The organism is Sphingosinicella flava (assembly GCF_016025255.1).
Lineage (GTDB): Bacteria > Pseudomonadota > Alphaproteobacteria > Sphingomonadales > Sphingomonadaceae > Allosphingosinicella > Allosphingosinicella flava.
The window spans coordinates 278,412-304,184 of sequence record NZ_CP065592.1; the positions used below are offsets into that span (position 1 = coordinate 278,412).

The 25,773-nt window shown below is 62.0% G+C and carries 21 protein-coding genes and 1 tRNA gene; 6 read left to right on the forward strand and 16 right to left on the reverse strand.

Annotated elements, in window-relative coordinates:
• Nucleotides 1-9: 9 nt before the first annotated feature.
• Nucleotides 10-1,230 carry a class A beta-lactamase gene (gene bla, locus IC614_RS01440; protein WP_200971983.1) on the reverse strand — a complete coding sequence of 407 codons (1,221 nt, stop codon included), beginning with the start codon at nucleotides 1,228-1,230 and terminating at the stop codon, nucleotides 10-12.
• 195 nt (nucleotides 1,231-1,425) lie between these two features.
• Here bla and IC614_RS01445 point away from each other — a divergent pair, with 195 nt between their 5' ends.
• Entirely contained in the window at nucleotides 1,426-3,546 is a 2,121-nt protein-coding gene (locus tag IC614_RS01445; protein ID WP_226372684.1) for a TonB-dependent receptor, read from the forward strand.
• A gap of 41 nt (nucleotides 3,547-3,587) precedes the next feature.
• Here IC614_RS01445 and IC614_RS01450 read toward each other — a convergent pair whose 3' ends face one another.
• The 6 genes from IC614_RS01450 to IC614_RS01475 form a co-directional block, all read right to left on the reverse strand.
• Nucleotides 3,588-6,269 carry a TonB-dependent receptor domain-containing protein gene (locus IC614_RS01450; RefSeq protein ID WP_200971984.1) on the reverse strand — a complete coding sequence of 894 codons (2,682 nt, stop codon included), beginning with the start codon at nucleotides 6,267-6,269 and terminating at the stop codon, nucleotides 3,588-3,590.
• A 79-nt stretch (nucleotides 6,270-6,348) separates the two neighbouring features.
• Nucleotides 6,349-7,863, reverse strand: coding sequence for a hypothetical protein (locus IC614_RS01455; RefSeq protein ID WP_200971985.1), 1,515 nt, complete (start codon nucleotides 7,861-7,863; stop codon nucleotides 6,349-6,351).
• A 174-nt stretch (nucleotides 7,864-8,037) separates the two neighbouring features.
• Nucleotides 8,038-8,841: a hypothetical protein gene (locus IC614_RS01460; RefSeq protein WP_200971986.1), complete on the reverse strand. Its 804-nt coding sequence runs from the start codon at nucleotides 8,839-8,841 to the stop codon at nucleotides 8,038-8,040.
• The gene (gene phoB, locus IC614_RS01465; RefSeq protein ID WP_200971987.1) at nucleotides 8,819-9,511 is read right to left on the reverse strand and encodes a phosphate regulon transcriptional regulator PhoB; all 693 of its coding nucleotides are present in this window, start codon (nucleotides 9,509-9,511) and stop codon (nucleotides 8,819-8,821) included. The genes IC614_RS01460 and phoB overlap by 23 nt, the downstream gene beginning before the upstream one ends.
• Nucleotides 9,511-10,221, reverse strand: a complete 711-nt coding sequence (gene phoU / locus IC614_RS01470) for a phosphate signaling complex protein PhoU (protein ID WP_226372685.1) — start codon at nucleotides 10,219-10,221, stop codon at nucleotides 9,511-9,513. Before phoU ends, phoB begins: the two co-directional genes overlap by 1 nt.
• A gap of 113 nt (nucleotides 10,222-10,334) precedes the next feature.
• Nucleotides 10,335-11,084 (reverse strand): prepilin peptidase, encoded by a 750-nt coding sequence (locus IC614_RS01475; protein ID WP_318963702.1) that lies wholly within the window; start codon nucleotides 11,082-11,084, stop codon nucleotides 10,335-10,337.
• 203 nt (nucleotides 11,085-11,287) lie between these two features.
• Here IC614_RS01475 and IC614_RS01480 point away from each other — a divergent pair, with 203 nt between their 5' ends.
• Both IC614_RS01480 and IC614_RS01485 read left to right on the forward strand, forming a co-directional pair.
• Nucleotides 11,288-11,938 (forward strand): SRPBCC family protein, encoded by a 651-nt coding sequence (locus tag IC614_RS01480; RefSeq protein WP_200971989.1) that lies wholly within the window; start codon nucleotides 11,288-11,290, stop codon nucleotides 11,936-11,938.
• A 10-nt stretch (nucleotides 11,939-11,948) separates the two neighbouring features.
• Entirely contained in the window at nucleotides 11,949-13,124 is a 1,176-nt protein-coding gene (locus IC614_RS01485; RefSeq protein WP_200971990.1) for a zinc-dependent alcohol dehydrogenase, read from the forward strand.
• Nucleotides 13,125-13,139: 15 nt separating this feature from the next.
• On the opposite strand, the gene IC614_RS01490 is transcribed toward IC614_RS01485, so the two are convergent.
• The 9 genes from IC614_RS01490 to IC614_RS01530 form a co-directional block, all read right to left on the reverse strand.
• Nucleotides 13,140-13,215: transfer RNA gene (locus tag IC614_RS01490), tRNA-Glu, on the reverse strand.
• Between the two features lie 81 nt (nucleotides 13,216-13,296).
• Nucleotides 13,297-14,664: a 3-deoxy-7-phosphoheptulonate synthase class II gene (locus tag IC614_RS01495; RefSeq protein ID WP_200973047.1), complete on the reverse strand. Its 1,368-nt coding sequence runs from the start codon at nucleotides 14,662-14,664 to the stop codon at nucleotides 13,297-13,299.
• On the reverse strand, nucleotides 14,624-15,808 hold the full coding sequence (gene wecB / locus IC614_RS01500) for a non-hydrolyzing UDP-N-acetylglucosamine 2-epimerase (protein ID WP_200971991.1): 1,185 nt from the start codon (nucleotides 15,806-15,808) through the stop codon (nucleotides 14,624-14,626). The genes IC614_RS01495 and wecB overlap by 41 nt, the downstream gene beginning before the upstream one ends.
• 93 nt (nucleotides 15,809-15,901) lie before the next feature.
• Complete coding sequence (locus IC614_RS12300) at nucleotides 15,902-16,627, reverse strand: cell wall hydrolase (RefSeq protein WP_226372686.1); 726 nt, start codon at nucleotides 16,625-16,627, stop codon at nucleotides 15,902-15,904.
• A 270-nt stretch (nucleotides 16,628-16,897) separates the two neighbouring features.
• Nucleotides 16,898-17,824 carry a transposase gene (locus IC614_RS01510; protein ID WP_200971992.1) on the reverse strand — a complete coding sequence of 309 codons (927 nt, stop codon included), beginning with the start codon at nucleotides 17,822-17,824 and terminating at the stop codon, nucleotides 16,898-16,900.
• Nucleotides 17,825-17,826: 2 nt separating this feature from the next.
• The gene (locus IC614_RS01515) at nucleotides 17,827-18,795 is read right to left on the reverse strand and encodes a HEAT repeat domain-containing protein (RefSeq protein WP_226372755.1); all 969 of its coding nucleotides are present in this window, start codon (nucleotides 18,793-18,795) and stop codon (nucleotides 17,827-17,829) included.
• 84 nt (nucleotides 18,796-18,879) lie between these two features.
• Nucleotides 18,880-19,017 (reverse strand): hypothetical protein, encoded by a 138-nt coding sequence (locus tag IC614_RS01520; protein WP_200971994.1) that lies wholly within the window; start codon nucleotides 19,015-19,017, stop codon nucleotides 18,880-18,882.
• 292 nt (nucleotides 19,018-19,309) lie between these two features.
• The gene (locus tag IC614_RS01525; protein WP_200971995.1) at nucleotides 19,310-19,933 is read right to left on the reverse strand and encodes a hypothetical protein; all 624 of its coding nucleotides are present in this window, start codon (nucleotides 19,931-19,933) and stop codon (nucleotides 19,310-19,312) included.
• Nucleotides 19,930-20,589, reverse strand: coding sequence for an RNA polymerase sigma factor (locus tag IC614_RS01530; protein WP_226372687.1), 660 nt, complete (start codon nucleotides 20,587-20,589; stop codon nucleotides 19,930-19,932). The genes IC614_RS01525 and IC614_RS01530 overlap by 4 nt, the downstream gene beginning before the upstream one ends.
• Here IC614_RS01530 and IC614_RS01535 point away from each other — a divergent pair.
• The 3 genes from IC614_RS01535 (at nucleotide 20,539) to IC614_RS01545 (ending at nucleotide 25,644) form a co-directional block, all read left to right on the forward strand.
• Entirely contained in the window at nucleotides 20,539-21,606 is a 1,068-nt protein-coding gene (locus IC614_RS01535; RefSeq protein WP_200971997.1) for a phosphotransferase family protein, read from the forward strand. The two genes, IC614_RS01530 and IC614_RS01535, sit on opposite strands and share 51 nt — an antisense overlap.
• A gap of 90 nt (nucleotides 21,607-21,696) precedes the next feature.
• On the forward strand, nucleotides 21,697-23,856 hold the full coding sequence (locus IC614_RS01540) for a M3 family metallopeptidase (RefSeq protein ID WP_318963121.1): 2,160 nt from the start codon (nucleotides 21,697-21,699) through the stop codon (nucleotides 23,854-23,856).
• A 198-nt stretch (nucleotides 23,857-24,054) separates the two neighbouring features.
• Nucleotides 24,055-25,644, forward strand: a complete 1,590-nt coding sequence (locus IC614_RS01545) for a peptide chain release factor 3 (RefSeq protein ID WP_200971998.1) — start codon at nucleotides 24,055-24,057, stop codon at nucleotides 25,642-25,644.
• Nucleotides 25,645-25,773: the final 129 nt, after the last annotated feature.

Genomic DNA, 25,773 nt, shown 5'->3' on the forward strand with positions numbered 1-25,773 from the left:
CGGGCCAGCTTATTCGCCTTCTTCCTCCAGGCCATTCACCGCCGCTGCAATGGCCTGTTGGCGGCTCAAGGGCGCTTTTGCCTTCGATGCTGGCGGTTGCTGCTGAACGGCGAACTGGGCCACGCCGTGATCGCCCTTCGAATAATCGATGACCGCGCGGACGACATTTTGCATCGTCTCCATCCGGTGGCCGAGCGGCGCGGACGTGCGGCGGATGAAAACGGCGACCGCATAGGAACGGCCGTCCGGCCCGGTGACGATGCCGATATCGTTATAGCCCGCCTGCTCGCCGCCGAGCACCTGGCCCGTGCCGGTCTTGTGCGCGAGCTTCCAGCCCGGCGCGAGCCCGCCTTTCAATCGCTGTGCGCCGGTCTTGGTGTTCGACATGATGCCGAGCAGTTTCTGGGTATAATAAGGCGAAAGCAGCTCGCCTTTCTTGAGCCTGGTCAGCGCATCCACTGTGCCGAGCGGCGTCGCGCCGTCCATTGGGTCGCGAATGTAGTTTTCAAAGGCGGCGCGGCGAACGGCCATCGGCAGGGCATTGCGCGCGGCGTAGAAGTTCTGGCCAACATAGGATGGTTTCCATTCCATGCCCGCAATCCGGCTTTGCAGCATGCGCTCGCCCGGGCCAAAGCGGATGCCGCTGATCCCGCTCTTCTTCAGAAACGCGCGCACCGCGTCGGGCCCGCCCGCTTTCCACAGCACGAAATCGTTGCATGTATTGTCGCTCTGCGTGATCGCGCGATGGATCAGGCTGTCGAGCGTGGTCGTGTAACCGGCGGGGCCAACCTGCGCGGCGATGGGCTGGTGGAAAAGCGTCAGGTCTTCCCGCCGCACGGTGACTGGCGATTCAAGGCTCAGAAGGCCCTGGTCGGCCTTGTCCATGGCGGTCAGTGCGACCCAGAATTTGCTGACGCTCTGTTGCGGAAAGAAGGTGCTGCCGTCGAACGATGCGGTGTAGCCGCTTTGAATATCCTTCACCGCAATGCCGACATCGCCGTTGAATGAAGCACCAAGTGCGTTGATCCGCTGCGCCAACGCCCGTTCGGCTGGAGATAGGGCCTGGGTCTGGACGAGCGGCTTCGCCGCCACCGGCCCGCGGCCTTGCGCTGTATCCGCGCTTCTGGCGGCGCTTTGCGAAACTGAAATGCCGATCAAGGAGGCGCAAGACAAAGCGATGACGCCGATCGTCCGTCCGATGCTCGCCGAATTACGCCGGTGTTCCGTCATATCAGGAAGGCCCTTCCAAATCGCATGGTGTTCAGAGCCTTGGCACCATAACCAATACGGTGTGACTGTCAGCTTAATCGAAATGCTGTCGGATGGACCGTTTTCCAGAAGCGATGAAACGAGTCCCATCGCAGCAATAAATGTTGTGACAGTGTAACATCTCTCGTACCAGCGGCGCCATATAAGGAGTCACCTGTGTCCCAAACTGCCCTGCTGCTTGCCACCACGATCTTTGCCGCTGCTCCGGCTGCCGCCCAGGACGCGGCTGTTCCCGAAGCCCAGAATGACGATTTTCACGAACAGGAGCCGCAGGACATCATCGTGACGGCCGATTACGTTCGCGACCTCAGCATTCTCGCCGGCACGCAGACGTTGAGCGGGGACGAATTGGTCCGCGACCTGCGTCCACAGATCGGCGATACGCTGACCCGCCTGCCCGGAGTTTCGGCGACCTCTTTCACCGCGGGCGCTTCCCGGCCGGTGCTTCGCGGTTTTCAGGGCGAACGCGTGCGCGTGCTGACCGACGGTATCGGCTCCATCGACGTGTCGAATACTTCGGCCGACCATGCCGTCACCATCGATCCGCTGACCGCCGAGCGGATCGAGGTGCTGCACGGTCCCGCCGTCCTGCTGTTCGGCAGCCAGGCGATCGGCGGCGCGGTCAACGTTCTCGACAAGCGCATTCCGCGCCGCGTTCCCGACGAGATCCTCCATACCGATATCATCGCCACTTATGGCTCGGCCGCGAACGAACGCAGCGTCGGCGGGGCGGTAGACACGCCGCTTGGCGGCGGCTTCGTCCTTCATTTCGACGGCAGCCACCGCAAGACGGGTGACGTGGAAGTTGGCGGCTATGTCTTGTCGCAAGCCCTGCGTGCCGAACAGCTGGACATCGCGGCCGAGGAAGAGGCCGAGGGTCATGTTGGGGAAGCGGAGGAAGCACGGGAATTGGCAAGCCTCAAAGGCCGCGTGCCGAACAGCGCGACCGAAACGACCACTTATGCGGGCGGCCTCTCCTTCATTCGCGACGGCGGCAATATCGGCTTTTCGGTCAGTCGCTACGAAAGCGATTATGGCGTGCCCGCCCGTCCCGGCGCCGAACATGCCCATGGCGAGGAGGAGCCGGAGGAAGAGCATGGCCATGGCGAAGAGGATGTGACCATCGGCCTTCGCCAGACCCGTGCCGACTTGCGCGCCGAAGTGGAGACCGGCGGCTTTATCGAAAAATTGCGCAGCCGCATCGGCTTCGCCGATTATTCCCATACGGAGTTCGAAGGCGGAGAAGTCGGCACCGTTTTTCGCACTCAGGGATTGGAGGGGCGGCTGGAGGCCGTTCAGGCCGATCGCGGCGGATGGCGGGGCGTTACCGGCGTCCAATTCTTCAACCGGGATTTTGCGGCCATCGGCGCGGAAGCCTTCGTGCCTGAAAACCTCACCAGCCATATCGGCTTGTTCACCTTGCAGGAAATAACGCTTGGGCGATGGGGCCTGGAGGGGGCCTTGCGATACGAACATAGCGACATCGTATCCCGGCCGGCCGGTTTCGATCGCGACTTCACGTCCTTCTCCGCTGCCGCGGGCCTGTCCTACGATATCGCGCCGCAGATGGTTGCGGGGATGAGCCTGTCACGCGCAGAGCGCTCCCCCTCGGCGGAGGAGCTGCTGTCCAACGGCCCGCACATCGCGACCCAGGCCTTCGAGGTCGGCAATCCGGACTTGAAAACCGAAAAGAGCTGGGGCGGCGAGCTTTATCTGCGCGGCCAATCGCGCGGCTACCGTTTCGGCGTCTCGGTCTTCGGCAACCGCTTTGACGATTACATCTTCGAAGCCGCGACGGGGGATGAAGAAGACGGCCTGCCGGTCTTCGCTTATGACCAGAAAGACGCGACTTATTATGGCGTGGAGGGCGAGCTTTCCGCGCCCGTCGCCGAAATGGGCGGCTTCCGTTTCGTCGCGGATGTCGTCGGCGATTATGTCCGCGCGACGATCAAGGATGGCGGCAACGTGCCCCGCATCCCGCCCCTCCGCCTGCTCGGCGGGATCGAGGCGCAATCGGAAAAGATCGACGGACGCGTCGAGGTTGAATGGACCGCCGATCAAGCCAAGGTCGCCGCCTACGAGACAATGACCGAGGGCTTCACCATGGTGAACGCCTCGCTCGCCTGGCGCCCCTGGGGCCGCGACCGCAATGTCAGCCTCGTCCTGTCGGCCAGCAATATCTTCGACGTCGAGGCACGCCGCCACGCCTCCTTCACGAAGGATTATGTGCCGCTGGCGGGGCGGGATTTGCGGGCGAGCGTCCGGCTGAGCTTCTAAATCCAGTCGTCACCCCGGATCAGGTCCGGGGTGAGGTTCTGCTAGAACTTGACGCCGAGGCCCAGCGAGACGGTAGTGCCGACATCGTAGCCATTGTTGACGATGCGGACTTCGTCCTGCTGATATTCGAGATAGTCGGTGCCGGTGATATTCCGCGCCTCGAACTTCAGCTCGATCTCCTTATCCCCGATCATGAATCCCTCGCGCGCCACGAAATCGAGGCGCAGACCGGGCCGTTCGACGATATCCGCCTGGCGGACGTCGCCCAGGACCGGACCGCGATTGGTGACGCGCTCGCTCGCATAGGTGAGCAAAAGGGTCTGCTGCGACAGGCGCTCGCTATTTTCGAGGCCGAGCTGCAGGTTCGCGAGATGCTTCGACTGGCCGGTCAGCGGGTCGCCGTCCCCGAACACTTCCGACGCGGGGCGGAGGCCGCGATTGTCGTTGATGATCGTCTCGTCATCCTCATCGACCTTCAGGCTCGATTGGCTGAAGGTGTAATTGGCGATCGCGACCGCGCGGCGATTGGCGAAAAAGCCGCCGAGGCCTTCGAGCGGAAAGTATTTCTGCACTTCCAGCTCGAAGCCATAGAGGTCCGCCGCCGGCGCGTTGGCGAAGGTCGTCTGCAGCGTGCCGCCGCCCGCGAACGAGGCGACCGCTTCGATCGGATTGTCGATCCGCTTGAAGAAGCCCGCGACGCTCAGGCGCTGTTCGCGGCCGAAATAATATTCGTAGCGCGCTTCGGCATTGTAGAGTTGGCTGTCGACCAGGAACGGGTTGCCGACGAACTGGCGATCCGAATCGATGTCGAGATAGATTTGCGGCGCCAGCTCGCGAAATTGCGGGCGGGCCAGTGTCTTGGACGCGTTGACGCGCAGCTGCATGTCGGGATTGATGTTCCAAGTCACCGTCGCGGCGGGGAGCAGATAGCTTTTCTCGATCGCGTCGGGCTGGACGATGCCGCCCTGGTTGAACAGGTCGATCTGCTCCACCGACTGCTTGCCATCCTCATAACGGACACCCGCGTTGAAGCTGAGCGTCGAGCCAAGGTCCGCCGCGGCCTGGGCATAGAGGCCGAAAACTTCGAGACCGGCCTTATAGGCGGCGGCACCGGCCAGCGCGGAGGTTTCGACGAGCAGGATGTCGTAAGTATAGATATTGTAATCCGAGACCAGATAATCGGGCCGCTCCTGCGACACGGCGAGACCGAGGCCGTCGGCCGGGCGATAGGCGAAGTCGCGGCGGACGGAGTCGCGCTGCGTGTTGAGATAGGACAGGCCCCCCGACAGGGTGAGACGGGTGTCCGGCAGGCGATGGCTGAAATCGAGCCCGGCATTGTAGACGTCTTCGTTCAAGTCGCTGAACGACACCGTCGCGCTCTGTCCGGTCGCGGTCAGGTTGTTGACATAGTCGCCCGCTTCTTCGCTGTAGAGATAGCTGAACCCGCGCTCATAGGGCGCCTCGCGCTGCGAATTGGCATAGCCGATGCGGACGTCCATGTTGACGTCCGCGATCTTGAATTCGCCGACCAGCTGCGAATTGATCAACTGCCGCTCGAACCAGCCGGTGTTCTGGCGGATGAGCTGCGGCGGCAGATCGGGGTCGGGGTCGCCCACCGACAGGCTGTAACCGGACGCCAGCCGCGCTTGCTTCAACGTGTCGCGGATATAAAGATTGGTCCAGCGCAGCTTATTGGCGCCGAATTCGGCGCCAAGGCCGATAAGGCCGTTCACGACGATGCGGTTGTCGGTGCGGACCGACCGGAAATCGCTGGCGATGGTATCGAGCCCTCCGGACTGCTGGACGGCGTCGCGCGTCTTCCAGCTGTTGGAGAAACCGGCGGTCGCAATGAGGCCGAGGCGGATGTCGCCATTGTCCCAGGCGGTCCCGCCATTGACGTCGAAGGCGAAATTGGCCGGGATATTGCGGTTGCGCTGGACGAGCGTCGTCGGCGCGTTGAGCAGGCTTGCGGCAATGGCCTGAATGTCCTCGCGGCTGAACACATTGCCCTCGTTGACGAGCGCACCGGCATCGAGCGCCGCCCGCAGCGGGGAGGGAATGTCGCGCGCGCCATCGTCGAAGCCGGTCCAGTCGGTGTCGCTGCCATAATAAGTATAGCCGAGTTGATTCGTGGTTTCGGTGTCGCCGCTGACGCTGCCCCCGATCGAAAAGAACGGTTCGCGCGGAATGGCGGAGGTGGTGAGGTTGATGACGCCGCCGCCGAATTCGCCGGGATAATTCACCGAATAGCTTTTCTGCACGACCGAGCTGGCGAGTATGCTGGTCGGAAAGATGTCGAGCGGCACGACGCGGCGCAGCGGCTCGGGCGAGGGGAGGGCGAGGCCGTTCAGAAGCGCGAGCGAATAGCGGTCGCCAAGCCCGCGCACATAGACATAGCCGTTGCCGACGACGCTGAGGCCAGTCACGCGCTGCAGCGCTCCGGCAATGTCGCCGTCGCCGGTCCGCGCGATGTCCGCCGCCGACAGGACGGAGACGACTTCGGGCGCGACGCGAATGACGTTCGGCACATTGCCGACGACTACAATCTCCTGCCCTTCATCCGCGTCCGCGCCGGGACCGGAAATGTCCAGCTGCTCTTCCTGCACCACGCCGGCTTCAGCGTCGGGCGGGCTGGTCCCGGCCGTTTCGTCTTGCGCCAAAGCGGGCGCGCTGAGCGCGGTGGTGAGGAGAAGGAGGCTCCCGAGCTTGAGCGCCTTCGTCATAACAATCCCCCGAAATTCTTGAATGAAGGAAAGGGGGCGGCGATCGCTGCCGCCGCCCCCGGTAGGTGCGTCGACTGGGTCAGCTGACCGGAATGGCCGTGCAGGCCGCGCCGCTGCCGAAGGGCGCATAAGCGGAATCGCAGGTCCAGCCGCGATACCAGGTGTCCTGCGCATCCCGCACCGCACCGATATAATTGGTGTTAGTGAAGAAGGCGCTGATCGTGGACAGGGTCGTGAAGGCGGGCACCGCCGTCTCGTTCGCGCCATTCACGAAAAGGTTCGTGAGGGTCGAGACGAGCGCCGAATTGTTGTTCGTGCCCGCGCTGAACGTCGGCGCCTCGAAATTGTCCGCGTCCGCGTCGAAAGCGGTGGGGCAGGAGAAGGCGACCGAGCGGAAGACGGGGATGCCCGCTTCGTCCGGGCCGGCGGTCTGCACCGTCTGCGCGGTGTCGATGTCGAGGCAGCCGGTCGGGCCGACCACGACGCCGTTGTAGAGCGCGTAATCGGTGCCGCCGCGCAGCAGGATGGCGTTGCGGCCCGTCCGGCGCTGGATGAAGGTGAAGTTGGCGAGGCGGGTATTCTGGCGCGGCGTCGCGTCAAACAGGCCGTCGTCGGTGGAGTCCGCCTCGATCATCGTGTCGCCGGTGGCGCCCGCCGCCTGGTCGCGCTGGATCGCGAGGACGAACTGGATAAAGCCCTTGTAGCCGACATCGGTATCGAGGCCGTCATCGTCGGCGCCGGTGATGACGATGTTCTTCATGTTCTGGCGGCCGCCGAAAATCTCGATGCCGTCGTCGCCGCTATTGTGGACCTGGATGAATTGCAGGTTCGTGCCCGAACCGACGCCGCCGGTGGTCAGGCCCTGAAGCTCGTTGCCCTCGATGAGGGAGAAGCCGGTGTAGCGGATCTGGACATAGCGCATCGAACCGCTGCTGTCGGCCGCGACATTGCCGCCATAAAAAGCGTTGGCGCCCGGGCCCTCGACCAGCTTCTGACAGCCCGCCGTGCCGCCTTCGGCACCGCCGTCGCAATTGCTGATCGGGGCGCGGCCAAGGAGAATGATGCCGCCCCACTGGTTCGAGCTGTTGTCGGTTGCAGTCCCGAGCAAATTCTGGCGCGAGGTGAAGATGATCGGGTTGGTCTGGGTGCCGTCCGCGAAAATCTGCGAGCCGCGATTGACGACCAGGAAGTCAGCGCCCGACGCGCCGAAGAGGACGGCGCCCGGCTCGATCGTCAGGCTGGCCGATTGGCCGCCGGCGGCAGCGCCGTCGCCGCCGACATCGACACCGACATTGACGCGGCCGGAGAGCGCATAGGCCACGCCTTGGACATTGCGGACGACCGTCTGGCCGCTGATCTGGTTCGGCAAGCGGCAGACCCGGCGATTGGCGAGAATCTCACCGCCATCGGTCGTGCCGGCTGGACAGGAAGAGGCGGGAGTGCCGGGTGGGGGCGGGGGCGGAGGCTGCGGCGTGCCGCCATTGCCGCCAGGGACAATCACGCCCTCTCCCGGTGAAGCGACATCGTCGGCGCCGCACGCCGCCAATGGAAGCGCGGCGAAGCCAAGAAGCAGGATGTGGCGAAGAGAAGACATAAAACCCCCTTGTTGAAACAAGTTGCAGTCCCGGCGTCGCGTCCTTGGCGATTCCGTTGCTGCGGGGATTAGGCGTCCTCTATGGCGGTAATATTACAGGACAGGAACAATATTGCTGTTAACTCAAATAGTTATGACACATAACTTTCAAAAGAGCTTAACAATATTGTCATATTAGCGAATGCGGATGTCCCGGCTGGCCCTTTGGCCGTCGCGCTCGAAAACGAGCCGCGCCATTGGCGCGCTCGTCAGTTGCTCTGCCAAGGCATGGAGCCTTTCCTCACTGTCCAACATCTCGCCGTTGACGGACAGCAGGATATCGCCCTGCTGCAGTCCGGCGGTGCCGAGCATCGGCAAGGCCGCCGCCGATTTGACGCGATAGCCGACGATGTTGGGTCCAACCTTTCGGGGTTCCAGGCCGAGACGATAGCGGGTCGTCGCCTCCTGCCGAGCGACGGGCATGACAGTCACGGGTGCGGAGGTTGAAGCCGTCCCCGCAGGCGCGGCTTGCGATTGCGTCACGGGTTGCGCGGGCTTGTTGAAGTCGAGGCGCATGTCGCCGGTGGGAGTGGCGAGAATCGCATGATCGGCACCCACCGCCTTCACCGTGATTCCGGGCGCCAATGTCCGTCCCGCGGTGAGGAGGCGCTGCCCGCCGCCCGGCAGACCGATGACCGCCGCGCGCCCTTTCGCGCCGCCGCCGCCGACACCGAACAGAATATATTGCGAGAGATCTGCCGGGGGGACGGCGGTGGGGACCGGCGGGGCAACCGCCAGTTGCGGAGGCGCGGGGGGTGTGATGGGAGCCTGGGCCGTGATCTCCACTGCCGGAACGGCCGCCTCCTCGGCATCGGGCCAGAACAGATAGGCGAGCAATCCAGCGATGACCGCGCCGCCCCCGGCGAGCACGGCGGCTTGGCGGCGTTTCTCGGCGGGTGTCGAAGCGGCGGCGAGTCTAACGTTCGTGATCGAGAGCATAGCCCGCCGACCTTACGGTGCGAACGAGATCCTTGCCACCGCCTTCGTTGAGGGCGAGGCGAAGGCGCCGGATGTGGACGTCCACGGTCCGCGCCTCGATATCGGCATCGCGGCCCCAGACGCTGTCGAGCAGCCGCTCGCGCGAGAAGACGCGGCCGGGATGCTCCATGAAATGCTTGAGCAACCGGAATTCGGTGGGGCCGAGCGGCACGACGCGTCCGTCGCGTCGCACCTTGTGCGTCGCGATGTCCATTTCGACATCGGCATAATTGAGCGTCGCGCCCGCCAAGGCGGGGCGGACGCGGCGCAGCACCGCCTTCACCCGTGCGACAAGCTCGCGCGGGCTGAACGGCTTCGTCACATAATCGTCGGCGCCGGTTTCGAGGCCTCGGACCCGGTCCGCTTCCTCCCCGCGCGCCGTCAGCATGACGATCGGGATGTTCGCCGTTTCCGGCATGCGGCGCAGGCGGCGGCACACTTCGATGCCCGACAATTCCTCCAGCATCCAGTCGAGCAGAATGACGTCGGGATTGAATTCCTGCGCGATGACCAGGCCTTCCTCGCCGCTTGGGCTGTGCTGGACGTCGAAATCCTCCCGCTCGAAATTATAGGTGAGGAGCTGCGCGAGCGGGGCGTCGTCCTCCAAAATCAGCATGCGGCTCTGGGGCATTATCGTTCGGTCCTGCGAGGGGCGAGATCGGGATCCTGGCTGGCGGCGCGCAGCCGCTCTCCGGTGACGGAAAAATGAACGACCTCCGCCACGATCGCGGCATGGTCGCCGATCCGCTCCAGGCTCTGCGCGATGAAGAGGAGGTGGGCGCAGGGCGTGATCGTCTGCGCATCTTCCATCATGTGGGTGAGGAGGGCGCGGAAGAGGCTGTCGTAGAAATCGTTCACGACGCGCCGCTGCTGGGTCATGGCGAGGGCTGGCAGCGGATCGCGCGCGGCGAAGGCGTCAAGCGCTGCCGTCACCACCCCCTTAACCGTCGCCAACATGGCGGGCAGGACGGAGATCGGTTCGATCCAGCGATGATCCTGCATGATCGCCACGCGGGTCGCGATATGCTTGGCGAAATCGCCCAAGCGCTCGATCAAGACCGCGATCTTCAGCGCTGAGACGATTTCGCGCAGATCGTCGGCCATGGGCGCGCGCAGGGCAATGATGCAGACGCCTTCGCGCTCGATCACCGCCGCCAGCGCATCGATGCGGCCATCCTCGGCGATCACGCGGGCCGCGAGCGCCGAGTCGCGACGCATCAGCGCCTGGGTCGCATGGTCGATCGCGGCTTCGGCGAGCCCGCCCATTTCGGCGACGAGGGCGCGCAACCGCTCCAGATCGTCGTCGAACGCCTTGACCGTATGTGCGGCCGGTGCAGTCACATCGCCTCCCTGTCGCGCCGCTTCGGGTATGGGCGGCGCATCATTCTCCGGCATGGCCTAGGAAATTTGCGCGTGACTTCGGTGACAGTCGTGTGAAGTTTTGATGAAAGGCGTCAGGCCCGGACGAGCCAGAGCAACCATCCCGACAAAGCGAGATATGTCCCGAAAGGAAGGCGCGTTTGCCGGTCCACGATTGTCCCGCGCAAGGGGGCAAGCGCGACGGCGATGAGGCCAAGCAGGGCGGCGATCAGGATGAGAAACGGGAGAGCCTGCCAGCCCAGCCACGCGCCAAGCGCGCCAAGCAGCTTGGGGTCGCCGCCGCCCAGGCCCTGCCGTCCCCGGAAGATCTGATAGGCCGCACCCAACAGAAACAGTCCGCCAAAGCCGATCGCCGATCCGGTCAGGCGGTCGCCGATCGGCGGGCCGATACCGGCCAAAGCGACGAGCAAGCCCGCCATCCATAAGGGAAGGGTAAGCCGGTCCGGCAACCATTGATGCTCGGCATCGAGCGCCGCGAGGATAAGCAGCCACCAGCCGAAAAAAGCGGTCGCGATGGCGAGGGGGAGGGGGTGGGCGATGGCGGCGGCGATGCCGATCAGCGCCGCCGCCGCTTCGATGCCGGGATGACGCGGATCGATCCGGCTGCCGCATGTCCGGCACTGTCCCCGTGCGCGCAGGTAGGACCAAAGGGGAATTAGGTCTCGCGCATCAAGCGTCCGGCCGCATCCGTCGCATTGCGATCGCCCTCCCGATACGCTGCGGCCGGCCGGCCATCGAATGAGGATGGTCGCGAGAAAACTTCCAGCGATGGCGCCTGCGACCGCAAGGCCGATCGCGGGCAGAAACGGAACTGGCGCGGCTATTCTTGCCTCCTGATATGTCGGTTACGTCTGGTCGACTAGCTTGAACTTCAACTCATCTAGAAACGGATATGGAGCGTTGTCGAGGAGCGTTTCGCCTTTCCGTCCATAGCTTCCTTACCGTCGAGTCGAGGCGGATTTGCGGTTAGCGTGCGGATCGAAACGACGATCCCCCTCGTTCCCCTTTTCCGAGAAGGGAGACGAACATGCCACTCAACGATTTCACCCGCGACCTGACGGGCAAGCAGAAGGCGGCCGCCGCGATCGGCGCCGGCGCCTTTCTGATCGGCGCGGCCGCCGCTGTCGTCGCCGCCAGCCGCGCCAATGAGGGCGAACGTTCCGACACCGCTCCCGGCAGCGCGGCGCGCAAGAACCGCTTCGGCAAATATGCGGTCGTGGCGCGGGCCATTACCATCGATCGCCCTCGCGCGGAGCTTTACGCCTTTTGGCGCGACTTTCAGAACCTGCCGCAATTCATGGAGGATGTCGAAAGTATCGAGCCGACGGGGCAGGACCGCGACATATGGACGATCCGCGGCCCGGCCGGAAAATCGTTCAGGGTCGAGACCGAGGTTTCCGAGGAACGCGAAGGCGAATTCATCGCCTGGCGGTCCGTCGAAGGTTCCGAAATCGACACGCAAGGCAAGGTGACCTTCACCGATGCCCCTTCCGGGCGCGGCACCGTCGTGGAGGCGATCATCGCCTACGATCCCCCGGGCGGCAATGCCGGGCGGGCCATCGCCAAGCTGTTCCAGCATGAGCCGGGCATCCAGGCGCGCCGCGAGCTGCGGCGGTTCAAGATGCTGATGGAAACCGGAGAGATCGCCACCGCTGCCAATCGCCGCGAAGACGCCTGAGGAGAATGATATGCGCGCCCTGACTTTTCATGGAAAGAATGACGTCCGCGTGGACACCGTGCCCGATCCGGAGATCGTCAATCCGCGCGATGCGATCATCAAGATCACATCGACGGCGATTTGCGGGTCCGACCTCCATCTCTACGACGGCGTCATCCCCGCCGTGATGCCTGGCGACATATTGGGTCACGAATTCATGGGCGAAGTCGTCGAAACGGGGCCGAAAAGCGCGCTTAGCAAGGGGCAGCGGGTCGTGGTTCCCTTTCCCATCGCCTGCGGCAATTGCTTCTTTTGCCAGCGGCAACAGCATGCCTGCTGCGACAACAGCAATCCTGCCGACAAGCAGGACATGTCGGAAAAGCTCTACGGCCATGCGATGAGCGGCATCTTCGGCTATTCGCACCTCACCGGCGGCTATCCGGGCGGCCAGGCGGAATATGTGCGCGTGCCCTTTTCCGATATCGGGCCCATCGTGGTGCCCGACCATCTGGAGGATGAGCAGGTGCTCTTCCTGTCCGACATTCTCCCCACCGGCTGGATGGCCGCGGAAAATGCGGAGATCGAAGAGGGCGACACGGTTGCGGTCTGGGGCTGCGGCCCGGTGGGCCTGTTCGCGGTTCAGAGCGCGCTCCTAATGGGGGCGGCGCAGGTCATCGCCATCGATCACTATCCGAACAGGCTTGAGCTCGCGCGCGGATTGGGTGCCGAAACGATCGACTTCCGCATCACCGACGTGCGCGAAGCCCTGATGGAAATGACAGGCGGCATTGGCCCGGATGCGGTGATCGACGCCGTCGGCATGGAAGCGCATGGTTTCGCGATCGACAATATGATGGACGTGGTGAAGCAAAAGGTCGGCATCGGCGCGGACCGGGCATCGGCGCTCAAACAGGCGATCCTCGCGGTGCGCAAGGGCGGGCGCGTCTCGATCCCCGGCGTCTATGGCGGCATGACCGACAAATTCCCGCTGGGGGCGCTGATGGAAAAGGGGCTGCAGGTCAAAACCGGGCAAACCCACGTCCATCGCTACAAGGATGAATTGTTAAGACGGATCGAGGCGGGCGAAATCGACACCACCTTCCTCATCAGCCACCGCCTGCCCTTGGAAGACGGGCCGACGGGATACAAGAATTTCAAGGAAAATCAGAATGAATGGACGAAGGTGGTGCTGAAACCAGGCGGCTGATCGCAAAGATGCCGCTGGTGACCCCTACGGGACTCGAACCCGTGTTTTCGCCGTGAGAGGGCGACGTCCTAGACCGCTAGACGAAGGGGCCATGCGGCTTGAGTGAGGGCGCATATGGGCCGGGGCGGGGCGCTGTCAAGGCGGAGGCCGTCATGCGATCGGTGACGGAAGGTTAGGCGGCCGCGTCGACGGTTCGGTCGCGGACCGCGCCGTTCAGGATTTCGGACAGCAGGAAGGCAAGCTCGATCGCCTGCCCGGCGTTGAGGCGCGGGTCGCAATGGGTGTGATAGCGGTCGCCGAGATTCTGTTCGCTCGCGCCCCACGCGCCGCCCGTGCATTCGGTGACGTTCTGCCCGGTCATCTCGATATGGATGCCGCCTCCGATCGTGCCCTCGGCGGCATGGACGGCGAAGAAGCGCCGGACCTCGTCCAGGATACGGTCGAAGGGGCGCGTCTTGTAGCCGTTGGTTTTGATCGTATTGCCGTGCATCGGATCGCACGACCATAGCACCGGATGTCCTGCTGTCTCGACCGCCCGGATCAAGGGCGGCAGCAGTGTCTCCACCCGGTCATGACCCATCCGGCTGATCAGCGTGATCCGGCCCGCTTCGCGGTGCGGATTGAGCGTATCGAGAAGGGGAAGAAGAGTGTCCGGCGCCAGCGTCGGCCCGCATTTGATGCCGATCGGATTGGCTAGGCCGCGCAGGAATTCGACGTGAGCCGATCCCGAAAAACGCGTCCGGTCGCCCACCCATAGGAAGTGCGCGGAGCTGCCATAATAGCCTCCTGCCCGAGCCGGCCGTGCCAGCGCCTCTTCATAGGGAAGCAGCAAAGCCTCGTGGCTGGTATAGAATTGCGTGGTTTGCAATTGGGGCGCGCTGGCCGGATCGAGCCCGCACGCGGCCAGGAAGTCCAATGCCTCGTCGACACGCGCGGCGAGGGCGCGGAAGCGGCTGGCCGATGGGCTGGCATCGATTATCCCGGTGCTGCTCGCCGCCTGATGCACGCGGCCCTGCGCCCCGCTCGCGCAGCCGCGCAGCAGGTTGAGGGTCGCCGCCGATTGCGCATAAGCCCGCAGCATCCTTTTTGGGTCCGCAATCCGCGCATCTGCATCGTAGGAGATGTCGTTGATGATATCGCCGCGATAAGCGGGGAGGGCGTCGTCCCCGCTGCGCTCGATCTCCGTGGAGCGGGGTTTGGCGAACTGGCCCGCCATCCGGCCGACCTTGATGACCCGCAGCTTGGAGGCGAAGGCCAGCACCATCGCCATTTGCATGATGAGCTGAAACGTTCCGCGGATCGTGTCCGGGGAAAATTCCGCGAAGCTCTCCGCGCAGTCGCCGCCCTGAAGCAGGAAGGCCCGGCCGGCGGCTGCATCGGCCAGATCGGCCTTCAGCGCATCGGCTTCGTCGGGGAAGACGAGCGGCGGATAACCGGCAAGCTCCCGCAATGTCGCATTGAGCAGCGCCGGATCGGGATAATCCGGCTGCTGCCGCGCCTCACACTGCTTCCAGCTGCCGGGAGACCATGGCGTCGTCATGATCCAGGTCATTCGCGGATATGGGCTGCGCTGGCAAGGGCAGGGCGCGGCTGTTTTCGCACCGCGCAAGCCATTCCGCGATGATGGAAGCAATACGTGGCGCCGCCCGTCCATCGCCGAAGGTGAGGGAGGGCATGGACATGGCCCGGTAGCGAGTGGGATTGGCGCAAAGGGCCCCCACCTCAGCGAATATCCGGTCCGGATCGGTGCCGACCAGGCGGATGTTGTCCGACGCGATCGCCTCGCCCCGCTCGGTCACGTCGCGAAGAACCAAAACTGGGCGGCCGAGCGCGGTTCCTTCCTCCTGCAGCCCGCCGCTGTCGGTCAGGATCGCCCAACTTTGCGTCATCAATCGCACCATTTCCCTATAAGTAAGCGGTTCGAGGAGGCGAATGCGCGGATGACCGCCGAGCATCTGCTCGATGGGCCTGCGGACGGCCGGGTTGGCATGAAGCGGGAAGGCGATGCTGACCGGCAACCGGTCGGCGATGGCGATCAAGGCCGTGCAAATGTCGCGCGTCCTCCGCCCCTGATTCTCCTTCCGGTGACACGTGACGACCAGAGTCCGTTCCGCAGATGGCGGCGGCTTGCGGGTGGAATCGCGCGCCGCGAAAAGGGCGTCGATGCCGGTATTGCCGGTGATGAAAATCCGTCCCTTCACCAGATGGTCGTCGAGAAGATTGTCGGCGGCATCCGATGTCGGCGCGAACAGGAGGTCGGCCATGCGGTCGATGACGATGCGATTGCCTTCTTCCGGCCAGGGCGCACGCGGATCGAAAGAGCGGAGGCCCGCTTCGACATGGCCGATGGGAACGCCGCGGTCCCATGCCGCAAGCGCGCCCGCGACCGCGCTGGTCGTATCGCCGTGGACGAGAAGAAGGTCTGGCCCGCTGCGCTTGATCTGTGCCGCGATCATCGCCCGGAGGCGCCATCGCGATTGGCCGACAGGCGCTTTGCCCGGAACATGCGGCAGGTGAATTGTCTCGGTATCCAGCTTCATCATGGAAGCAAGGCCGGGCTGTTGTCCGGTGAAGACAATCTTTTGCGCGATAGCCGGTATCGAAGCCAGCGCCCGGATAAGCGGCAGCATCTTGATCGCCTCCGGCCGGGTTCCGATCACCGAGGCAACGACGAACTGACGCATCGTCGAATGATTTGACTCCGAAATGGATCAGGTCAAGTCCATTCCGGAGCCGATGCTGGCGCTCTATCCTGCCTCGACAGGCAAGGGGCTGAATCAGCTATAAAAAATATGCGCGCCGATTTTGGTGACCCGGGTCAGGCGGCGACCCCACGACGGAGCCACGTAATCGGCGTGGTACCAAAGGACGTTCGACGACAGCCCGCTCGCGAAGCGGGCGCTCGCGACATGCGCGATGCCGACGGCGCGGGCCCATGCGGCATTGCGGGGCGCCGCGGGAATATGTCCCCGCCGGACGAACGAGAATTGGGCGGGCTGGCGAACCACCGCGCAAAGCGAGGCTGGATAGCGGCCGGAAGCGGCGCGGTTGAGCACGACATTGGCGACAGCGAGCTGGCCTTCCAACGGTTCGCCGCGCGCTTCGTAATAGACGGCTCGGGCGAGGCAGTCCTTCTCGGAGTCCATCGCTTCATAACCGGTATAGCTCAAGACGGCCTGATCAAGCGTTTGGGGAGCGGCCGGAAAGGGCGCGAGAAACTTGGCATCGGGATATTGCTCGCCAGGAAGCAAGGCCTTGATGGCGCGCCCCACGGCGCGGATCCCCTGGTTGGCCGGGGCGGTGGCAACCTGCGCCTGCGCGCCCGGCTGAGATATGGCGGTTGCGGCCGGATCGACGATCGTCGCGCTCGCATGGTCGGTGAAGACCGGCGCGGCAGCGGCAAGGTTGGCTTCATCCGCTTGCGAGGGCGCGGCGGAGGCGATGGCTGCGACAAAGCACAGCGAGGCCGCGGCAAAACCCGCGGTCGAAAAAAGTCGGTTCATCCACTATCGAAAATTGGCGGCCGGCACTGTCAGGCTGGCGCTTCATTTACTGATGAAGCCGCCTGCAAGGTCCATCCGTCTTGCTCTGTCGCCACCTCTTCGTGACGATCCCGCTCGTTCAATGAGGCCCCAATTGCCGACGCCGTGCGAGGAGTCAATCGGACGAAGCGGAATGCGGGACAAGGCGTTCCATACCGGGGGTAGGCAGAATAGAATTAAGGAACTTTTTGAAATGGCGCATTATTTTAGATGCGGGCCAATGTTATGCGTTCACACCTGCCGTTCCAACCAGGTTCTTCCACGCTCTAGAGAATGTGCCTGTTTTGCTGCCATGGCGGAGACATAAGCATCGCTTGACCGGGCCGCTTGTTCGAATAGCTCGATCCGAGCGTCCAAATCACCTGCAACGCCAGCTTGCGCGTTGATTGCGCTCATCCGAACGCGCGAACTTGGGTGCCGTGCCGCATAATGGTGGAGCAGATCTTTCCCCTTTTCTCCGCCGAAATGCGCAGACAAAGCCAGTAGGGGTTCGATCCTCAACCAATTCATGATGGTTGAAATACGGCCGGATTCAATATCAAAGCCATATTGGTCGATATAGTCTCCGCCCATCAATGGTTCCATGATATTAAGCGAAACCGACATGGCATCGGCAGGCAATTGACGGTGAACATCTTTATGCTTCCGGTAAAGCATCACTTTCCCTGGCTCAAGCCGCGCCTTTTCAATGAAGGTAAGATCAACTTTTTCCCCATCATAGCCGATAATTTGCTCGTAATTGCATTCGTAATAGTCACTCCAATAGCCCGGCCCAAGATAGCCCACAGTTAGAAAAGAGAAATTATGGTTGTGTGCAACATTGTAAAGGAAGGCGCGTGTTCCGCTATATTTAACAACTTGATCTGTTAAGGCGGGCCAAAAATTGGCTCTGATGGCAAAGCGATTAGACCGATTGTAAAGCATCATCACTTGACTATTATAGTCGCTAAATTCTTTCTGTTCAGAAAATCGGCCTTTCAGCTCCGAAATAATTAAATCGGATAAAAAACTCCGGTTGTTTGCAAGTTTTTTTAACATTTCTCCCCAAGAGGCGAAGCAATCTTCATCTCTTGGATCGAAATCGCTCATTTCCAATGCTTCGACCAACTCCGCTAGTTCAATAGTGTCGGCAGTGTCGGACTGAATGATGCGAGGCATTGTCAGATTTCCTTGCCTGAAAAGAACAGGTGGAGCGTTTGCGCTGCAGCATCGCGCACTTCGGGATGAGGATCATGGGACGCCATGGCTTTCAAATGCGGAAAAGCCGCATCCGCATTCATCGCCAGAAATTCCCGCATAAGGTGCCAACGCACGAAGAAATGTGGATTGGCGAGGAGGCTTTCAATGATTGGAACAGCATCGTCTCGTTCCATGAGACGAAGCAGAGTGACCATCATTTGTATTCGCGAGCTAAGGTCGTCAGTCGCGGAAGCGCCAGCGAAAACACCGGTTTTAATGTCATATTCCACGGCAAGCGGCGCGGCATCGATTTTCACGAGCGCTTGTAATTGAACGATGTCGGAATCAGCATGCTCGATAATGAAGCTTTGGTGCCGCCCATCCATGACCCAGCTGTCGCCATCCGCAACTCTTCGTCTTTCCTTGACTGTAAGAACCGCATTCTCAGGCGCGCTGAAGCTGTCGTTAATGGCTGGCGCGTTCCAAAGGGAAAGCGTTGCATCACCTGACTTAAGATAATGATAGAGAGTAACAAAACCTGTAAATGAGACGGTCCCTTCGCCTCTATGGAGTAGTTTTTTTGCAGCGACTGCATCTGCACTGATGATATTAATTAATATGCATAATTGGTGATTATCGTAAAGCACATAGCCTTTGCTGATTTCGCTTGCTTGCAATCCAAAAGGCGGCCGAAAGAATGGATCCTTGGCAGCTTCCACGATAAGATCGTCGATCATGTGAGAAATGTCGTTTGTGGACGCGACGAAGCGTTGGGCTATGGCCAATATGCCATCGACAGTTTGCCCTTCTTCGCCGTCCAATGACGATACCAAGTCTGTGAACAGAGGATGCTTTAGCCAGCGTTTCGCAAAGGTTGTGGAACGCTCAATTGAAGCATTTTGGTCTTCGGCGTTGTTCAACCATTCGGCAAGTGTTGCATCCATGAGCATAGCCACATCTTAAATGCTGGCTTAGCGATTATCTACGATCAAACGCAAAGCAGGGGCGGCTCGAAGGCCGCCCCTTAATTTTAATTACCCAAATATCAAAATAGCAACAGCGATTATTCCGCCGACACAAAATGCGCCAGCGACTTCGCGCTGCTGGCTGGAGCTGTGAATGCCGACGGGCGTGCGGATTTCCGGAACGGAAGAGATGTCGATCTTGGTCATAATATTCCCTCGTGTGACAATTGTCGTTTCCGGGGGGCGGGCTCGTCGCGGCTCGGCCAAAAGCCTGCAGTCGATTCCAACCTCACGCATTGGCGCGCAGGGTGGAAATCGTTCTGACAAATTCGATTTCACTCTTCCCCCAACATCGCCAGTCTCTCGCGGCGGGGAAATCTGTCGCTATGGTAAAAAAAAATTTTACCAATTTTGTGAATATGTCTGATATCAAGAACTTAAATGGGAATAAAATTGGGGGCAGTCCGGGACGCCGGAGGCGCAGCCCAAGGCCGATTGATCAGATCCGGTTTTCGAATTGCCGCTCTGCGCGATATTCGCGGTGCAGGGCGCGAAGACGCGCCAACTCGCTCCGCAGGCGCCCGTGATAACGGCCGAGATAGGCGAATAGGCCACCCATGAGGAGAGTCGCGGCAATCCCGCCCGGCGAAATCGGCAGCGTTCTTTGTGCGATAAAGGAGGGGAAGCCACTGAGGTTGCCGTTCATGATCGCATATTGGGCCATTCCGCCAAGTAGATATCCGGGAAGGGCAAGCGCCATGTTAATATGCGAGCGGCGTATGCGGGCTTCGGTACCCTTGATAAGGCTTTCGATCACCACTTCCCGATCGCCGGTATGGACGAGGATTGCGATCCGATTGAGGCGGTATCGGCGCCAAGCCGACCATGAAAGGATGCCGGCGAAGCCCGCGCCCACGACAAGGGCTGCGGTCGAGGGCGTTAGAAAAAGGCCGGCGGCGAGCAAAAGGAGCAGAAACAGGCCGAAACCGATTTCAAGATATTGGCCGATCCGTGCCCGTCGTCTGACCTTCGCGGCCAGGCCCTCGAAATTCTCCTGGTCCACCGGGGAGGGTTCTTCCTGCCACAATGCGGCCAGATCGTCGATTTCTTGTTCGCCGATCACGATTTCTTCTCGATCAGTAATTTCAGCGCCGCCTTGGCGCGCTGGCAGCGCAGCATCACGGCGTTGGCGGATATGCCGAGCATGACCGCCATCTCAGCATAGCTGAAACCCTCCAGCGACAGGACCATAGCTTCACGTTGTGGCAGGGGCAGTTGCTGAATGGAAGCGATGAGCTGTTTTCTCATGTCGTTTTGAAGGGCGATTTCGTCCGGCGCCAATGCCGGGGAAATGAGGTCGGGCGGAAGTTCCAACGGCTTTGGCTCCCGCGCCCTCTTTGTCACGTGCGAAATGCACCGTTTCTGAGCGATGCTGGCGGAAAAGGCCTTTAGGCTGGCCTCGCCGCGATAAGAAGGCAGGGCCAGCCAGATCGCGAGCATGATGTCCTGCACGAGTTCTCGGCGGAGCGCCGGATCGGCTTCATAGGACAAGGCGATACGGGAAATAAGGCCGCTGCAATTCTTGGTGACATCGCGAAACAGGTCGTCGGGAGAGGCCGCCACGTCCGTTACACGCCGGAGGGAAGGAAAGCCCGGCTTGCGCAGCGCATTGTTTCGCCGGATGTTCCTCTCTTTATGATCATGCCGCCGGAGAAATGAGGTGGAGAGATGAGTAGAAGCGCGGAGAATAGCGGCACAATCGAAGTTCGCAAAGCGCATCGGTTCGACACCGCGCGGTTGGAAGAGTGGATGCGGAACGAAGTGGCTGATTTTGAAGGCCCTTTGTCGATCGTTCAATTCAAGGGTGGCCAATCCAATCCCACTTACCGGCTCGACACGCCGCATCGGTCCTATGTCATGCGCCGCAAGCCGCCTGGAAAGCTGCTCCCGGGTGCCCACGCCGTCGACCGGGAATATCGAGTCATCTCAGCGCTCCATGCGCAGAATTTCCCCGTCGCCCGGCCGCTCGGGCTTTGCACCGATTCGGATGTGATCGGGACCGAATTCTATGTCATGGACATGGTCGAAGGGCGTATTTTCTGGGAGGCGAGCCTACCGGAGGTTCCGGCCGGAGCGCGGTGGTCCTATTTCGACGCGATGAACGCCACGATCGCGTCCCTCCACGCGTTCGATCCGTTTGCGATCGGCCTTGGCGAATATGGCAAGCCCGGCAATTATTTCGAGCGGCAGATCGGACGGTGGTCCAAACAATATCTCAATGATGCCGAGGCTGGACGCGTGGCGGCGATGGACCGCCTGGTCGAATGGCTTCCGGCGAACATCCCGCCGGGGGAGGATGAGGCGCGGATCATCCACGGCGATTATCGCTGCGACAACATGATCTTTCACCCGACGGAGCCCAGGATCATCGCGGTTCTGGATTGGGAATTGTCGACGCTCGGGCACCCGCTCGCCGATTTCGCCTATCACCTCATGATGTACCGCATGCCGACCGGGATCACAGCCGGACTGGCGGGGCTCGATCTGGCCGCCCAGGGCATTCCTTCCGAGCGGGACTATGTCGCCGCTTATTGCGCCCGAACCGGCCGTGCGGGCATTCCGCACCTTGATTTCTACATCGCGTTCAACATGTTCCGCCTCGCCGCCATCATTCACGGCATCAAGGGAAGGCTCGCGCGCGGCACGGCGTCTTCGGCCCATGCCGAAAAGACCGTCGCGGGGCTGGAAGGGCTCGCCGATCTCGCCTGGGCTCAGGCGGTAAAGGCGGGTGCCTGAACCCCGTTGCCCAGCGTTCAGCACCCCCCTTATAAGGCATTCGGCAATGCCCGCTCCTGATCGGGCGCCCATCATTTCGGGAGATAGGATTTGAAGAGTTTGTTCCTGGCGAGCGCAACTGTGCTCGCGCTCGGCGGTTCTGTAGCCGCCATGGCTCAAGACACAGCTTCTGCAAAGGTGGCTCCGGATGCCGCCCAGGCCTCGTTGAACAAGCAGAGCAATCCCTTGCTTGCCGATTGGACCGGCCCCTATGACGGCGTGCCGCCCTTCGACAAGGTTTCGCCGGAACTGTTCCCAGCCGCGCTCCAGGCGGCCATCGACGCGCAGCGCGCCGAAATCCTCGCCATCGCAGACAATCCTGCCCCCGCGACTTTCGCCAACACGGTCGAGGCGCTGGAGAAGAGCGGTGATCTTCTCAGCCGCGTCTTTGCGCCGTTCGGCGTCATGACGAGCAATATGTCGACCCCCGCTTACCAGGCGATTCAGCGCGAATGGGGACCGAAGCTCGCAGCGGCATCGGATGAGATCACGCTCAATCCCAAGCTCTTCCAGCGCGTAAAGGCTGTTTATGATGCGCGGGAAACGTCGGGCCTCAATGATACGCAAAAGCGGGTAGTGACGCGCCTGTACGACAGTTTCGTGCGTCGCGGGGCGAACCTTGATGCCGCGCAGAAGCAGCAATTGTCGGCCTATAACCAGCAGCTCGCCGCCGCCTTCGCCGAATTCAGCGAGAAGGTGCTGGCCGACGAAAGCACGTTCATCACCGCGACCGAAGCGGAGATGAAGGGCGTGCCGGAGGATGTGAAGGCCGCTGCCGCATCGGCGGCCAAGGAGCGCAAGCTCCCCGCCGGCACCTATGCCATCGTCAATACCCGCTCCGCCGTCGATCCGGTGCTGACCTTCGCCGACAATCGCGCGCTTCGCGAAAAGGCGTGGCGCGCCTTCGTCAGCCGCGGCGACAATGGCGACGCGAACGACACCAATGCGACCATCGCCAAGATCGTGAAGCTGCGCGCCGACCGCGCCAAGCTGCTCGGCTTCAACAGCCACGCGGAATGGCGGATGCAAGACACGATGGCGAAGACGCCGGAAAAGGCGACCGAGCTGATGATGAAGGTCTGGCCGGCCGCCGTCGCGCGTGTGAAGGAGGAAGTGCGCGACCAGCAGGCGATCGCCGACAAGGAGGGCGCGAAGATCAAAATCGCGCCCTGGGACTATCGCTATTATCAGGAGAAGGTCCGCAAGGATCGCTACAACCTCACCCAGGATGAGGTGAAGCCTTATTTCGAACTCAACAACATCATCGACGCCTCCTACTGGGCCGCGGGTGAGCTTTACGGGCTCGACTTCAAGGAAGTGACCGGCATTCCGGCCTGGAGCCCGGACATCCGCACCTGGAGCGTCACCGATCGCGCGACGGGCAAGCAGGTCGGCCTTTTCTACCGCGACGATTTCGCGCGCACAGGCAAACGATCCGGCGCCTGGGCGACCACCTATCGCAGCCGTTCGGGCCTATTGGGCGACGATATCGTGCTGGGATCGAACAACAATAATTTCGTGAAGCCGGGCGCGGGCGAGCCGGTGCTGATCAGCCTCGACGATGCCGAGACCCTGTTCCACGAATTCGGCCACGCCATCCACTTTTTCCTGTCGAACGTTTATTATCCGAGCCTCGGAGGCACGCCGCGCGACTTCGTGGAGTATCCGAGCCAGGTGAACGAGAATTGGCTGCTGACGCCGCAGGTGCTGTCGAAATTCGCCAAGCATTACAAGACCGGTGAGCCGATGCCGAAGGCCCTGCTCGACAAGATCGAGGCATCGTCCAAATTCAATCAGGGCTTCGCGACGGTGGAATATCTGTCCTCGGCCCTCGTCGACATGGCGCTTCATGTCGATCCGGATGGCGTGGTCGATCCCAAGGCGTTCGAGAAGGAAACGCTGGCGAAGCTCGGCATGCCGAGCGAGCTGGTGATGCGGCACCGTCTGCCGCAGTTCAACCACCTGTTCTCGTCCGACGCTTATTCGGCCGGCTATTATTCCTACCTCTGGTCGGAAACGATGGACGCCGACACCTGGGCGGCGTTCGAGGAAACCGGTAATCCGTTCGACAAGGCGACGGCGGAGAAGTTCAAGGCGACATTGCTGTCGACGGGGAACGAAACCGACCGCGCGGATGCGTACAAGGCATTCCGCGGCCGCGATCCGGACGTGAACGCCCTCCTCAAGAAGCGCGGTTTTCCGACGAATTGATAATATCCCTCTCCCCTCGCGGGAGAGGGTTGGGAGAGGGGTATGGCTGAGGCCGCTCGACGCGGCCGAGGACATCTTAGGGCTCGCAGCGCTGACTCCTCTCTTCAACCCCTGTCCCGCAAAGGGGAGAGAGGCTTTCTTGATTGGCGGGATTCAGCTAAAGCCTCGCCCGACATCACCATCACCCCTGAAAGCCTCATGCCAGATCGACCCACCGGCCGCCCCGACCGGCGCACCTTCGCGATCATTTCGCACCCCGACGCGGGCAAGACGACGCTCACCGAAAAGCTGCTGCTGTTCGGAGGCGCGATCCATCTCGCGGGCGAGGTGAAGGCGCGCGGTCAGAACAGGCGCGCGCGGTCGGACTGGATGAAGATCGAGCAGCAGCGCGGCATTTCCGTCACCAGCTCGGTCATGACGTTCGAGCATGAAGGGGTCACCTTCAACTTGCTCGACACGCCGGGCCACGAGGACTTTTCCGAGGATACCTACCGCACGCTGACGGCCGTCGACAGCGCGGTGATGGTGATCGACGCGGCCAAGGGCATCGAGCCGCAGACGCGCAAGCTGTTCGAGGTTTGCCGCATCCGCAACGTGCCGATCATCACTTTCGTCAACAAGGTCGACCGCGAGGGTAAGGAGCCCTTCGCGCTGCTGGACGAAATCGCCGACGTGCTGGCGCTCGACGTCGCCCCGATGAGCTGGCCGATCGGCATGGGCGGCACGTTCGAAGGCATTTACGATTTCACGCAAAACAAGCTGAACCTTCCTGCGAAGAATGACAGCGGCCATTATGAAGGCGATCAGCGCGGCTTTTCGGGCCTCGATGATAGCAAGCTCGACGAAGTCCTATCGGCGGACGGTCTTGCGAAATTCCGCGAGGAAGCGGGATTGGCGACCGCTGCTTATCCGGAATTCGACAGCGCGGCTTACCTAAGCGGCGATTTGACGCCGGTCTATTTCGGATCGGCGCTGAAGGAGTTCGGCGTCGCGGAGCTGATCGGTGCCCTTGCCGATCACGCGCCCTCGCCACAGCCACAGCCTTCGGCGGCCGGCTCGGTCGATCCCGATACGAAGGCGGTCAGCGGCTTCATCTTCAAGGTACAGGCCAATATGAACCCGCAGCATCGCGACCGCGTGGCGTTCATGCGGCTCTGCTCGGGCCGGTTCAAACGCGGCATGAAGCTGCTGCAGCCCTCCACCGGCAAGGCGATCGCGGTGCACAGCCCGATCCTGTTCTTCGCCCAGAATCGCGAATTGGCGGACGAGGCGTGGCCAGGCGACATCATCGGCATCCCGAACCATGGCACGCTTCGCGTCGGCGACACCCTGACCGAGGATGAGGCGATCCACTATACCGGTCTGCCGAATTTCGCGCCGGAAATCCTGCGCCGCGTGCTGCTCGTCGATCCGACGAAGACCAAGCAGCTGCGCAAGGCGCTGGACGACATGGCGGAGGAGGGCGTGACTCAGGTCTTCCATCCGGAAATCGGATCGCAATGGATTGTCGGCGTCGTCGGCCAGCTTCAGCTCGACGTGCTCATCTCGCGCCTCGACGCGGAATATAAGGTCGATGCCAAGTTCGAGGCGTCACCCTGGGATACGGCCCGCTGGATCGCGTCGGACAGCGAGGCGGATTTGAAGGCCTTCATCGGCACGCACCGCAATGCCGTCGCCAAGGACCGGGACGGCGCGCCCGTCTTCATGGCGAAGGATTTGTGGGAGCTGAATTATCACGAGGGCCGGAATCCCACGATCCGCTTCACCGCGACGAAAGAACGGGCGTAAGGGGCGTCATTCTTTCCCTTCATCACCGCCGTTCCGGCACGCCATTCTCGTCGAGCGAAATCGGCCTTTCGTCGAGTATCTGTGCCAATCCTTTGAAAAAGCATCATGCTTTCCTTAAGCTGCCACATA